Below are 12,186 nucleotides of genomic sequence, written 5' to 3'. Positions count from 1 at the left end.
GCCTGTATTATTTTTGCTGGTTAAGTAATTCTGTTCCAATTTGTCCGCTGGCGATTTCACGAAGGGCAATAACAGTGGGTTTGTCATGATCTTCATCGACCAGTGCGGTAGCACCATTGGCAAGCTGGCGTGCACGCAAGGCGGCAATCATGGTTAGGTCAAAGTGATTGGGAATGCGTCCGACACAATCTTCTACAGTAATACGAGCCATAATCTGAATTCCAATCCTGATATCAGGTAAGTAAGAGATAGTTTAAAAAAATTATTCTCCGGTTAGAATCCGGGTAATTGTTTGAGTTTGTGCTTGTGCACGTAATCCAACCGAGCGAATAATTGCCAGTAAATCCTGCTCTGCTTGAGTAAGCTCATGATTAACAATTACATAATCAAACAGTCTGCTTTGCTCAATTTCTTCGCGTGATTTTTCCAGACGATAGGCAATGACGTCTTCGCTATCAGTGCCACGGTTTTGCAGACGTTCGGTCAGTTCAGTCATTGAGGGGGGTAAAATAAAAATACTGGTTGCTTCTGGCAGTAAACGACGAATTTGTTCTGCTCCTTGAACATCGATTTCCAGAATAACGTTGTAGCCCTGTTGTCTTAATGATTCTACTGCTTTTAAACTGGTGCCGTAGTAGTTGCCGTATACATTGGCATGCTCAATAAATGCACTGGCAGCAATCATTTCCTCAAATTCACTACGGCTAACAAAATGGTAATGTACACCATTTTGCTCTCCTTCACGCGGCATTCTGGTGGTATGGGAAATAGAAATACGGATATCTGGCTGATTGGCACTCAGGCGCGATACCAGAGTGGTTTTGCCTGTTCCGGAAGCAGCAGAAACAATGAAAATATGTCCAGATTGCAACATAATATGAATTTAAGGATTACGGTGGCTAATTATGCCACAGCCGTGAATGTTACGCCAATCTGGATGACGGGATTATTGCATATTCTTGCACTGTCTGTGGCCGGTAATAGCTTTCTTTTAGTGCTAGTTTCGGCTAAAATGCTAAATTCAATTTCCTGCTGATTGTCATGACCAAGTTTATTTTTGTGACTGGCGGTGTGGTCTCTTCACTAGGTAAAGGCATTGCCGCTGCGTCTACTGCTGCTATTTTGGAATCTCGTGGTCTTAAAGTGACCATGCTTAAACTGGATCCTTATATTAATGTTGATCCGGGTACAATGAGCCCCTTTCAGCATGGTGAGGTATTCGTTACCGATGACGGCGCTGAAACTGATCTGGATTTGGGGCATTACGAGCGCTTTATTGATGCCACTATGCAAAAGCGCAACAATTTTACGTCTGGTCAGGTTTATGAAAGTGTAATTCATAAGGAGCGTCGTGGTGATTATCTGGGCGGAACGGTTCAGGTTATTCCGCACATTACTGATGAAATTAAACGCAAGATTCATGAGGGTGCTGCCGGCTATGATGTTGCTATTGTGGAAATCGGTGGCACGGTAGGTGATATTGAATCTCTCCCTTTTCTGGAAGCTATCAGACAGATGCGTAGCCAGCAGGGAAGAGGGAATACTCTTTTTGTTCATCTTTCGTATGTTCCCTTTATTGCCGCTGCCGGTGAAATCAAAACCAAGCCAACACAGCATTCTGTCAAGGAATTACGTGAAATCGGTATTCAGCCTGATGTGCTGATCTGTCGCATGGATCGGCCGATGCCGGAAGAGGAAAAACGCAAGATTGCTCTGTTCTGTAATGTTGAAGAACGTGCTGTTATTAGCTGCTATGATGTAGACAGTATTTATGAAGTGCCGGGAATGCTACATGATCAGGGTATTGATAGTATTATCTGTGAACAATTGCAGCTGAATGTTCAGCAGGCTGATTTGACTGCATGGAACAAGATCGTCTACTCAGTACAACATCCGAAGCATAAAGTAAAAATTGCCATGGTGGGCAAGTATGTGGATTTGACTGAGTCATATAAATCTTTATCCGAAGCATTAAAACATGCCGGTATTCAAACTGAAACAGATGTAGATATTCACTATATTGATAGTGAAATTCTGGAAACAGATGGGACAGCCTGTTTGCAGGATATGGATGCCATTCTGGTTCCAGGCGGGTTTGGTACTCGTGGAGTGGAAGGTAAAATTGCTGCTGTACGCTATGCTCGTGAACAGAAAATACCTTATCTGGGTATTTGTTTGGGTATGCAGATTGCTCTGATTGAATATGCGCGTGATGTGGCAAATCTGGAAGGTGCCAATTCAACTGAATTCAACTTGAAAACTCAGCATCCCGTTGTTGCCCTGATTAGTGAGTGGCAGGATCGCGATGGCCAGATTGAAAAGCGCGATATTAATACTAATCTTGGTGGCACAATGCGTTTAGGTGCACAGGAAGTCAAGTTGGCGGCTGGTTCTTTGGCCAGAACTATTTATGGTAATGAGTTAATTCGTGAGCGTCACCGTCATCGTTATGAAGTTAATAACTACTATCTGCCTCAGTTACAGCAGGCGGGTCTGGTAATTGGTGGTGTATCTACGGGACATGAACAATTGGTGGAAACCATTGAGTTACCGAATCATCCTTGGTTTTTTGCCTGTCAGTTCCATCCTGAATTTACTTCAACGCCGAAGAATGGCCATCCTTTGTTTACTGCTTTTATTAAGGCGGCATTGGCTTATAAGAAATAAATCAATTTTTTGCTTGCTGAACAGGCTACCCGTTTTTCGGGTAGCCTGTTTTTTGTTTAAAACTATTAATATTTTTGCTATCTGTAATTACATTTTGTATGATGGTTTTAGTATTAACAAGTGGTACATATATATTCCTTGCTATGAAAAATATTATTTTACTGGTCATTGTGGCATTGGGTCTGTGGTGGTGGCAGTATGGCGCGGTGGATGAGCAGCAAAAGAGTCATGCGCAAGAGCAGATAGTAGAGTCTTTTAAATCGATTCGGAATAATTTAACCGGTGCGCCATCGACCAGCAGTCCGGTGTTGGGAGCTATTCCTGTTCAGCAGGCTCAAAATGAAAATCTGGATAAGGTACAGGTTTATGGAGAGGGCAAGGTGATTAAAACTTTGCCCGATGATAATAAGGGTATTCGTCATCAGCGATTTATACTCAAGACTGATAATGGTACTCTTTTGGTGGTACACAATATTGATCTGGCGCCCCGATTAGACGGTTTGCAGCGTGGGGATAAGGTTGGTTTTACTGGTGAATATATTAGTAATGAACGGGGTGGCCTGATACATTGGACACATCATGATCCCGCTCACCGTCATGCTGATGGCTGGTTGTTATATCAGGGCAGGCGTTATCAATAAGCTTGCTGAGGTATTGGGTTTTAAAAATTTATTATTTGTGGTTTATATTTAAATAGAGGAAATATAGTGAATAATCTTTCTTTTCGTAGTCCATTGGCTAATTTGCTGTCTGAAAACTGGTGGATAATACTGATACGCGGGATTGCCGCTTTAGTTTTTGGCTTACTGACGTGGTTTTATCCATTTATATCTATTTTGATCATGGTAATGTTTTTTGGCATTTATGTTTTGGTTGATGGGGTGATGGGTGTAGTAATTGCTATCAGAGGTCGCCAGACGCATCAGGATTGGTGGCTGATGTTGATTTGGGGTATTGTCAGTATTCTGGCCGCTATGTTGACTTTTTTTGTTCCGGGTATAACGTGGCTAGTTTTGATTACATTGATTGCAATCTGGGCATTAGTTAGTGGTATATTACAGATCATCGCTGCTATTCGTTTGCGTCGATCTATTCGTGCAGAGGGATGGATGATTGTTGCGGGTATATTGTCGGTTTTGGTGGGTATTATTTTGTTTGTCAATCCTATACAAGGCGGTATCGCACTGACTTGGGTTATTGGTGTTTATGCAGCATTGTTTGGTGTTGTGAACATTGCTTTGGCTTTTCGAGTACGTCGATTCGCTACGTTAAAGATAAATGAAAATAATTGATTTTTATATAAAATCTAACATTCCTCATTAAAAAAAACTGGCTGGTAATAAGTTAAACCAGCCAGTTTTTATTATTTAGAAAACGCTTTTATTTCAATACTTCGGCCATGGCATTGGCTACATATTCTATATTGCTACTATTTAGGCCAGCCATACACATGCGACCATTTTCGACTAAATACACGCCAAATTCACTTTTTAAGCGTGTTACCTGCTGGGGGCTTAAGCCCGTAAAGCTGAACATCCCACGTTGTTTAATGAAATAGCTGAAATCGCGTTCTGGGATTTTAGTCTGCAATACTTCGTACAAACGAGAGCGCATAGCACGAATACGGTCGCGCATGGTGTAAACTTCCTGCTCCCATTGTCGAAATAATTGGCTATTATTCATCACATGGTCAACAATATGGCCACCGTATGCGGGAGGGCTTGAGTATAAACGGCGAATAGTAAATTTGAGCTGGCTTTGTACCAACTGAGCTTCTTCCGCTGTAGGACAGACTATGCTCAGGCCACCAATACGTTCACCATACATGGACAGATTTTTGGAAAATGAATTACTGATATAAACACATAAGCCCATATCAACAGCTTTGCGAATAGCATAGGTATCAGTATCAATATCGTCACCAAATCCCTGATATGCTATGTCCATAAAAGGTATTAATTGCTGTTGTCTGATAATTTCCAGCAGTTCATCCCATTGCTGATGAGTAGGATCAACACCAGTAGGATTGTGGCAGCAGGGATGTAACAAAATAATACTGCCTACTTCCAGTTGTAGAAGAAACTGTTTTAATTCTGTAAATTTAATGCCGATGGTTTCTGGATCATAGTAGGGATATTTATGTACTTCTATTCCTGCGCCCTCAAATATACTGATGTGGTTGCCCCAGGTAGGATTGCTGACGTAAGCTTTTGCGTGTGGGAACCAATGGTGAATAAATTCTGCACCTATGCGCAAAGCACCAGAACCGCCAAGGCTGGCAATAGTGGCAACCCGTCCGTTTTTAATGGCTTCATGCTCATTGCCGAGTAATAATCTTTGGCAGGCTTGTCGATAACCTGGCAGCCCGTCCATTGGTAGATAATCATGCGGCAGATGCTGTTCTACCATTCGCGACTCTACGGTTTTAACGCATTCCAGTACAGGTACATGACCAGTATCATCATAATAAACACCTACACCCAGATTCACTTTATGGCTGCGCGAATCCTGTTTGTATTGATCCATCAGACCTAGTATAGGATCTCCTGGATAGTATTCGACATTCTGAAACATCTCAGTTCCTTAGAAGACAGCAATGTTATTTGACGGAAAAATGAATTGCCGTTATGCAATCCAAGGTGATTGTACCTTAAATGTCTTTACTCTTATTAATTATTGCTGTTATTTTTTTACAAAAACCAAATCCCACACACCATGTCCCAGACGTTTACCGCGTGCTTCAAATTTTGTTTCCGGCCGATAGGCGGGTGTTGTAGCAAAATCATTAGCAGTATTTTGTAATTCCGGGAAGCTGGTTAATACTTCAAGCATCTGCTCTGCATATTCTTGCCAGTCAGTAGCTAGATGAATATAGCCGTTTTTTTGCAATTTTGGAAGTAACTGGGCAATAAAGGGTATCTGAATCAGGCGACGTTTATGATGGCGCTTTTTGTGCCATGGATCCGGGAAAAAAATATGGATGCCATGTAGACTATCATTGCTGAGCATATGATTGACCACTTCCACTGCATCGTGGCGCATCACTTTTATATTCTGAATATTCTGTTCCTGAATCAGTTTTAACAGATTACCTACACCTGGTCCGTGTACATCAATAGCAAGAAAGTCGCATGCAGGCAGATTCTGGGCAATTGTGGCAGTTGCGACCCCCATGCCAAAGCCGATTTCCAGTATTTTAGGTGCATTCCTATTGAATATAGTGTCTAAATCTACTATGTTTGTATTGAAATCAACACCGAATTGTGTCCATTGTGTATCAATGGCACGTTGTTGTGCAGCAGTCATGTGGCCTTGGCGAAGGACAAAGCTGCGGATGCCACGAGCGTGCTCTTTATTACTTTTTACTTGCAGATCGGGTTTATTGGTCATACTTTATCTTGCGTTTAACATAAAAGTTGATAATTGGGCAGATAGGGATTCTAACATGCTTCAGGAGATATATTGCTGCAATGTTGTCGCCAGTGTTTCTGCTGTTATATTGTCGGCTAACGTAGCCTGTCCAAGGGTTTTTAGCACGACAAAACGCAAGTTTCCATCAATTACTTTTTTATCGTGGCTCATATGGGTAAGCCATGCATTCAATGACATTTGCGGGGGAACAACGGGCAGATTAGCCTGAGATAATATAGTAATAACGCGTGCAGTATCTTCTGGACGCAGATAGCCAAGTTGTTCCGACAAGCGACATGCCAGTACGGTACCCGCAGCAACAGCTTCTCCATGCAACCAGTTGCCATAGCCCATTTCTGCTTCAATGGCATGACCAAAGGTATGCCCCAGATTGAGATAAGCGCGAATACCCGCTTCTTTTTCATCTTTGCCTACAATATCGGCTTTCATCTGGCAGCAGCGATAAATAGCCTGAGCCAGTACAGATGGGTTCTGTTCAATTAATGCAGCAATATTGCTTTCCAGCCATTGTAAAAATTCAACATCACCTAATACTGCATATTTAATTACTTCTGCCAAACCAGCGGAAAATTCGCGAGGAGGTAAGGTTTGTAAACTGTTTAAATCGATAAATACCGCCTGAGGCTGATAAAACGCGCCAATCATATTTTTTCCCAGAGGATGATTGATTGCTGTTTTACCCCCAACAGATGAGTCTACCTGACTAAGAAGTGTGGTAGGAATCTGAATAAAAGGAGCACCGCGCTGATAAGTTGCGGCCGCAAAGCCTACCATATCGCCAATGACCCCCCCGCCCAAAGCCAATAAAGTAGTCTGGCGTTCAGCCCTGTGTTGCATCAGCCCGTCATAAATCAGATTCAGTGTTTGCCAGTTTTTATATTGTTCACCATCGGGCAGAATAATACTGAAATGCTCATAACCTGACTGGGTCAGAATCTGCTGCCATTGCGACAAGTATAATGCCGCCACTGTATCATTACTAATAATGGCAATTTTATTATTAAGATAGGGGGCAAGAATACTGTGCGCAGATTCACGCAAATTGCTACCAATAAAAATTGGATATTGATGTGAGGCGGTTGCAACAGAGAGGGTATGCATAATGACTTATAACAAAGACAGTTGTTGGGAAGGTTGACGCAGTAATCGAATTAATCGGCTAACGGTATGAGTACAATAAGGACTGCCTACATCTATTACGGTATGTGCGGTGGCACGATAAATAGGATCACGTACAGTATATAATTCTTGTAGCTTGGCTAGTGGGTCAGAAACCTGTAACAGCGGGCGGTTTTTATCATGCTGAATTCTTCCCAGTAAGACTTCCGGTTGGGCATGAAGATAAACGACATGACCATGCTGTTGCAGTTTAAGCCGGTTTTCGATTTGTAAAATGGTACCGCCACCGGTAGCAATAACAATATTTTTTTGTTGTACCAGCTCGCTGATAACCGTTGCCTCACGACAGCGAAATCCGGCTTCACCTTCAAGTTCAAAAATGGTTGGTATGGAAACACCAGTACGCTCACAAATTACCTGATCGCTATCATAAAAGGGACGGCGTAATTTATTTGCCAGTTGTTTACCAAGAGTAGTTTTACCTGCTCCCATTAAACCGATCAGAATCAGATTGCCAGCTATATTATCCATGTTTGTTATTGTAACTGAGTGTTGCAATTTATGCATTAGTAAACTGAGGGTAGATAATTGATGAATAGTGTTAAATTTAAAAATATAAATAAATAAGTATATCTTTATTATCTTGTAAATTTTTTATGATGGATTACCCTTTAATTAACGAAAGAATGTTTCTATGTCTCTTTGCTGATTTGATATTTTAAAGACTAGCTAAATCACCTAAAGTTCGAATTTATTTATTGTTGAAATAAGAAAAGCCAGTCTGTTTTTACAGACTGGCTGAATGGATCCTGCTGAAGTTACCTCAATATTTTAATGGAGTATTAGTCGATTCAACAATTCGTGGCGTAATGAAAACCAGTACTTCATTACGTTGCTGGGTATTTTTTCTGTATTTGAATAAATTGCCAACGCCTGGAATATCGCCTAATAAAGGCACTTTATTTGTAGTGTTGCCATTATTTTCATTATAAATACCACCAATAATTAATGTACCACCATTTTCTATCATGGTCTGGGTATCAACAGTTCGTTTTTGCATACAAATATCACTGGTCACTGGCACATCAGGTGCAACATTTGAGCAGGAGATCGGTTTATCGTTTTGTACCTTCAATGTCATAATGATATTGCCATCAGGAGTAATTTGTGGTGTAACCTTTAACCCCAAAATAGCATCTTTAAAACTGATAGAGGTAGCTCCGCTAGAAGTTGATTCCTGATAGGGCACTTCATAACCAGATTCAATTTTTGCCTCTTTGCGATCCTGAGTTAATACTCGCGGTGACGAAATAATTTTGGTTTTACCTTCGCTTTGCGAAGCTGAAAGTTCAAGAAGCAATGCGCCCGAAGCAAAGCTATGTACCCAAGAAACTACAGAAGTTGGATTAGTTACACCAAGGTTAACATTTGGCGAGTCAAATTTTACTGTATTTTGACCGTCGGTTTTCAATGTATTGTCGGAGGCGTAATGTCCACCAATTATATTTTTGCCTGTATGTCTGAGGTAGCCAAATCTGGTACCTAATTCTCGTGCAAAACTATCGGTAGTTTCTACAATTCGTGCTTCTATCAGTACCTGCTGGGAGGGAACATCTACTTGTGCTACCAGTTTTTCAAATTTTTTAATGATGCTAGTAATATCGGTAATAATTAGGGTATTAGTAGCTGGATCCAGTAATGCACTGCCTCGAGGGCTTAAAATACTATGTTCTGGATCCGAACTTTTTCCATCCTCCGAAAGGTTAAGAATTTTTCTGAAGTCTTCTACACTCCGGTATTTTAGCTGAAAAGTTTGGGAAAGTAGTGGACCTAAATCATCAATTTTCTTTTGCTGTTCAAGAGTGGCTGTATCACGGGACAATAATTCATCGCGTGGAGCCACGTTAATTACGTTACCATTATGACGCATATCCAGATTGCGTGATTCCATCACCAGATTTAACGCCTGATCCCAGGGAACATCTTTTAATGATATAGTCATTTTTCCCTGAACGCTGTCGCTGGCGACAATATTCATACCGGATTCTTTTGCCAGAATTTGTAGAATGGTACGAACATCAATGTCCTGAAAGTCTAAAGAAACGCGTTTACCTTTAAAAGATTTATTGGTATTTTTTAATCCCTCGCTGTCTAATTCAAACTGGCGCGATACTTCTATAATCAGATTACTGCCACTTTTAATCTGATTGTATTCCCAACTACCCTGCATCTGGATATTAACTTCAGTATCATTTCCTATCCGGCGCAAACGAATAGTGCGCACCGGTGTGCTAAAGTCAGTCACATCAAAATTGCGTTGCTGTTCGGTTAGTAAAGGTACATTTTTATAGGTTAATGTCAGGCTGGACAGATTGCGTTTAATTACAGGTTCGGCTTTGCCATTGAGCCCAATAATGGAAACTACGCCATTACCGTTTTTACCTTTCTGAAAATCTACATTAACAGAACCAGCGACATTATATGTATTGTTATCTGCGCTTACTGACTGACGGCTTACAACCTGTTCTGTAATATTGCTGCTTACTGGATAGGATGGTGCATTCAATACAGGTTTAGTGTTGATGGGCGGAGTCTGTTTACTGTTAACTTTATTTTTTGCTGGAAGTGATTCTTGTACGTATACCCAGACTTCGTTACCTTTAATTGTGGCATTATACTGACTTGCTTTTGCTAAAGACAGCATAACGCGTGTGCGACCTGAATTCTGACCAGCTTCAATTTGTTGCAAGACCGAGTCATTAAATTTCAGCAGATTTTGTGGTACTGCTAATCCGGTGCTGGCAAAATCCAGTGCAATTCGTGCCGGATTCTCGGTAGTAAAACCTCGCGGTAGTGCGGGATCTTTATCAAACTCAAGTTTAATTAAGCGCTGTTGCTTCTGCAGAGCACCAACTTTGATAGCGGTAATATTACCTGCCAGTAGACTCTGACTCAGTAAACCCAGACCCAGAGTGGATAAAATAGATATGGTTTTAATTTTCATATTGATACCTTCTTAATTTTAAATGGGTTACTTTTTTAATTCTGGCTGGATGTTTCTGCAGAAGAGCTGTCTGCCGCCTGTGACGGTAAGCTCGCACGTCGGCTTGACCAGTTACCATATGTGTCTTCAACTAACTCCGAAATAACAATTTCATCTGGTGTTATCGCTGTTATGCGTCCATAATTCTGACCCAGATAATTACCCAGATTAACGGTATATACATGTCCATTCACAGCAATGAAAGCTGAGGGTGCTTTGCCTGCAGCTTTAATCAGGCCGACATAATGCAATTCATTCAAAGGATAATTTTCCAGAATCTGTCTGGGGCGGTTTAAATCAGGGATATTATTTCCCTGTAGTCCCGCTTTTAAACGAGCCGGATTAAAGATATTCATTTGTGGCTGTGCAGGAGGATTATAATTGGACCGAATATTTAGTTCAGTTTGTTTTGATTTAATGGGTTTGGATTTTGCCTGCTGACTGGTATTTTGCATCCATCCGTGCAAATCTTCATTGGCTGCCGAACATGCACCTAATGTCAGAATACAAAGGCAGAGTAGATATTTATTCATGTTTAATCCGTTGCTTAGCTATTTTAAATTACCGTGATTACAGAGAAAGTAAACTTATCTTTTTTTATCATTGGTTTGTGTTTTGATTTCTGCATCGGTTAACGCTTTGTAAGTATTGGCAACTGCTTTTAAGGTAAGCATATTATCTTTATCATTACGTTTCAGAACAATGGAGTTTAAGGTAACAATACGTGATAATTTCCCTACATCGCGCATAAACTGACTGATCTGATTGTAATTACCCGTCAGGGTAATATTGTAGGGTAATGTCTGAATAACCTGCTCTTCAGCGTTATTATCAGCTTGATTTCCTGAGTAAGTATTTTGTGCTTTTGCAGGTGTCACACTATCCATATTCAATCCGTTTTTGGTTGCACACTCATGCAACTCCTGAATCAGATTAGGAATTTCTGCTTGTGTTGGCAGCTGCTTTAATAATAAATGAAATGAACCATTTATGCTATCCAGTTCTGCTTTCAGAGCATCCAGATGGGCTGCTTGTTGACTTTTTTCTGTATAAGTTTGTTTCAGTGTTTCCTCTTCTTGTTTCAGTTGGCTTAATTGTTCATTTAGACCACTGTAAACAAAGAAGTAGGCCAGCACCAGAATTAAAACAATAATGCCCCCAGCTACACCCAGTTGTACAGGTTTGCCTTGCTGATATAGGGAGTTTAAATTTATCGCTTTAAGGTCAATGTTTTTTGCCATATTCAACTACTCCTTCAATTTGATGCTGCTGATGCATCAGATGCAACCTGATTTTGTGGTTTTTCTATTGCCAGATTTTGTTCCGCAGGTGTTGGATTTGAACTAATGACCTGATTAGTCTCGAAAAGGTCTTCCTGCTGGCCAATATTGCTATTTAATTGTACGCGGATGCTGAATTCTTGCGTATTATTAACCCGTTTAATATTTAACAATTCAGGAGTACTGAAAAGTTTACCTGGTAATGCGCTCATGAATGCAGCAGTTTTGGCATCACTGAATGCTTTGCCATTAATTGTATACGTATTGGCATCCTGAGCTTCGATGCTGGTTATATATAATCCCATGGGGGCTACAGCATTCAGTGTGTCTAGTATACGGGCTGCTTCAAAACGTTTATGAGACAGTTCCGCAACTTTTTCTTGTCGCGCCATAAAGTTTTTTCGCTCTTCTTGCAGTTTGGCAATCTCGCTAATCTCTGTATCCAGTTTGCTTATACCATTTTTTAAAACTTGATTACGGCTTTCCTGACTGCTTACTCGACCTTCAAAAGCTGTATAACCTAGAAATGCCAGCCCGAGGCCAATTACGGCTGCTCCTGCCAATAAAGTCTGAAACTGCTTCTTTTGTTTAGCCTGCAATACTTCACGATAAGGCAGTAGGTTAATTTTTAATAAAGGTAACATC

The 12,186-nt window shown here is 40.8% G+C and carries 13 protein-coding genes; 3 read left to right on the top strand and 10 right to left on the bottom strand.

What is annotated here, in order from left to right; genetic code table 11:
- Positions 1 to 7 precede the first annotated feature (7 nt).
- Together rpoZ and gmk are read right to left on the bottom strand one after the other, a co-directional pair.
- Positions 8 to 211: a DNA-directed RNA polymerase subunit omega gene (gene rpoZ, locus MJ764_RS03710; RefSeq protein ID WP_100089686.1), complete on the bottom strand. Its 204-nt coding sequence runs from the start codon at positions 209 to 211 to the stop codon at positions 8 to 10.
- 51 nt (positions 212 to 262) lie between these two features.
- Positions 263 to 874 carry a guanylate kinase gene (gene gmk / locus MJ764_RS03705; protein ID WP_239324742.1) on the bottom strand — a complete coding sequence of 204 codons (612 nt, stop codon included), beginning with the start codon at positions 872 to 874 and terminating at the stop codon, positions 263 to 265.
- A 167-nt stretch (positions 875 to 1,041) separates the two neighbouring features.
- Here gmk and MJ764_RS03700 point away from each other — a divergent pair, with 167 nt between their 5' ends.
- The 3 genes from MJ764_RS03700 to MJ764_RS03690 all read left to right on the top strand — a co-directional run bounded on the left by MJ764_RS03700 (position 1,042) and on the right by MJ764_RS03690 (position 3,959).
- Positions 1,042 to 2,667, top strand: a complete 1,626-nt coding sequence (locus MJ764_RS03700; protein WP_239324740.1) for a CTP synthase — start codon at positions 1,042 to 1,044, stop codon at positions 2,665 to 2,667.
- A 143-nt stretch (positions 2,668 to 2,810) separates the two neighbouring features.
- Entirely contained in the window at positions 2,811 to 3,308 is a 498-nt protein-coding gene (locus MJ764_RS03695) for a DUF3465 domain-containing protein (protein WP_239324738.1), read from the top strand.
- Between the two features lie 66 nt (positions 3,309 to 3,374).
- Entirely contained in the window at positions 3,375 to 3,959 is a 585-nt protein-coding gene (locus MJ764_RS03690) for an HdeD family acid-resistance protein (protein WP_239324736.1), read from the top strand.
- Positions 3,960 to 4,047: 88 nt separating this feature from the next.
- On the opposite strand, the gene MJ764_RS03685 is transcribed toward MJ764_RS03690, so the two are convergent.
- The 8 genes from MJ764_RS03685 to MJ764_RS03650 form a co-directional block, all read right to left on the bottom strand.
- Positions 4,048 to 5,241, bottom strand: a complete 1,194-nt coding sequence (locus MJ764_RS03685; RefSeq protein ID WP_239324734.1) for an amino acid aminotransferase — start codon at positions 5,239 to 5,241, stop codon at positions 4,048 to 4,050.
- A 108-nt stretch (positions 5,242 to 5,349) separates the two neighbouring features.
- Positions 5,350 to 6,057 (bottom strand): tRNA (guanosine(46)-N7)-methyltransferase TrmB, encoded by a 708-nt coding sequence (gene trmB, locus MJ764_RS03680; RefSeq protein ID WP_239324732.1) that lies wholly within the window; start codon positions 6,055 to 6,057, stop codon positions 5,350 to 5,352.
- Positions 6,058 to 6,117: 60 nt separating this feature from the next.
- The gene (aroB, locus tag MJ764_RS03675; protein WP_239324730.1) at positions 6,118 to 7,200 is read right to left on the bottom strand and encodes a 3-dehydroquinate synthase; all 1,083 of its coding nucleotides are present in this window, start codon (positions 7,198 to 7,200) and stop codon (positions 6,118 to 6,120) included.
- Between the two features lie 6 nt (positions 7,201 to 7,206).
- The gene (locus MJ764_RS03670) at positions 7,207 to 7,749 is read right to left on the bottom strand and encodes a shikimate kinase (RefSeq protein WP_239324728.1); all 543 of its coding nucleotides are present in this window, start codon (positions 7,747 to 7,749) and stop codon (positions 7,207 to 7,209) included.
- A gap of 292 nt (positions 7,750 to 8,041) precedes the next feature.
- Positions 8,042 to 10,222, bottom strand: a complete 2,181-nt coding sequence (locus MJ764_RS03665) for a type IV pilus secretin PilQ (protein WP_239324726.1) — start codon at positions 10,220 to 10,222, stop codon at positions 8,042 to 8,044.
- Between the two features lie 35 nt (positions 10,223 to 10,257).
- Positions 10,258 to 10,794, bottom strand: coding sequence for a pilus assembly protein PilP (locus tag MJ764_RS03660; protein ID WP_239324724.1), 537 nt, complete (start codon positions 10,792 to 10,794; stop codon positions 10,258 to 10,260).
- Positions 10,795 to 10,848: 54 nt separating this feature from the next.
- On the bottom strand, positions 10,849 to 11,502 hold the full coding sequence (locus tag MJ764_RS03655) for a type IV pilus inner membrane component PilO (protein WP_239324723.1): 654 nt from the start codon (positions 11,500 to 11,502) through the stop codon (positions 10,849 to 10,851).
- A gap of 14 nt (positions 11,503 to 11,516) precedes the next feature.
- Positions 11,517 to 12,185 (bottom strand): PilN domain-containing protein, encoded by a 669-nt coding sequence (locus MJ764_RS03650; protein WP_239324721.1) that lies wholly within the window; start codon positions 12,183 to 12,185, stop codon positions 11,517 to 11,519.
- Position 12,186: the final 1 nt, after the last annotated feature.

The organism is Snodgrassella gandavensis (assembly GCF_914768025.1).
GTDB lineage: Bacteria > Pseudomonadota > Gammaproteobacteria > Burkholderiales > Neisseriaceae > Snodgrassella > Snodgrassella gandavensis.
This window is presented reverse-complemented; position numbering and strand designations above follow the sequence as displayed.

Excerpts from the sequence above, each read along its gene's own strand:
- rpoZ (WP_100089686.1), bottom strand. The coding sequence starts at position 211 with ATGGCTCGTATTACTGTAGAAGATTGTGTCGGACGCATTCCCAATCAC.
- gmk (WP_239324742.1), bottom strand. The coding sequence starts at position 874 with ATGTTGCAATCTGGACATATTTTCATTGTTTCTGCTGCTTCCGGAACA.
- MJ764_RS03700 (WP_239324740.1), top strand. The coding sequence starts at position 1,042 with ATGACCAAGTTTATTTTTGTGACTGGCGGTGTGGTCTCTTCACTAGGT.
- MJ764_RS03695 (WP_239324738.1), top strand. The coding sequence starts at position 2,811 with ATGAAAAATATTATTTTACTGGTCATTGTGGCATTGGGTCTGTGGTGG.
- MJ764_RS03685 (WP_239324734.1), bottom strand. The coding sequence starts at position 5,241 with ATGTTTCAGAATGTCGAATACTATCCAGGAGATCCTATACTAGGTCTG.
- trmB (WP_239324732.1), bottom strand. The coding sequence starts at position 6,057 with ATGACCAATAAACCCGATCTGCAAGTAAAAAGTAATAAAGAGCACGCT.
- aroB (WP_239324730.1), bottom strand. The coding sequence starts at position 7,200 with ATGCATACCCTCTCTGTTGCAACCGCCTCACATCAATATCCAATTTTT.
- MJ764_RS03670 (WP_239324728.1), bottom strand. The coding sequence starts at position 7,749 with ATGGATAATATAGCTGGCAATCTGATTCTGATCGGTTTAATGGGAGCA.
- MJ764_RS03665 (WP_239324726.1), bottom strand. The coding sequence starts at position 10,222 with ATGAAAATTAAAACCATATCTATTTTATCCACTCTGGGTCTGGGTTTA.
- MJ764_RS03660 (WP_239324724.1), bottom strand. The coding sequence starts at position 10,794 with ATGAATAAATATCTACTCTGCCTTTGTATTCTGACATTAGGTGCATGT.
- MJ764_RS03655 (WP_239324723.1), bottom strand. The coding sequence starts at position 11,502 with ATGGCAAAAAACATTGACCTTAAAGCGATAAATTTAAACTCCCTATAT.
- MJ764_RS03650 (WP_239324721.1), bottom strand. The coding sequence starts at position 12,185 with ATGTTACCTTTATTAAAAATTAACCTACTGCCTTATCGTGAAGTATTG.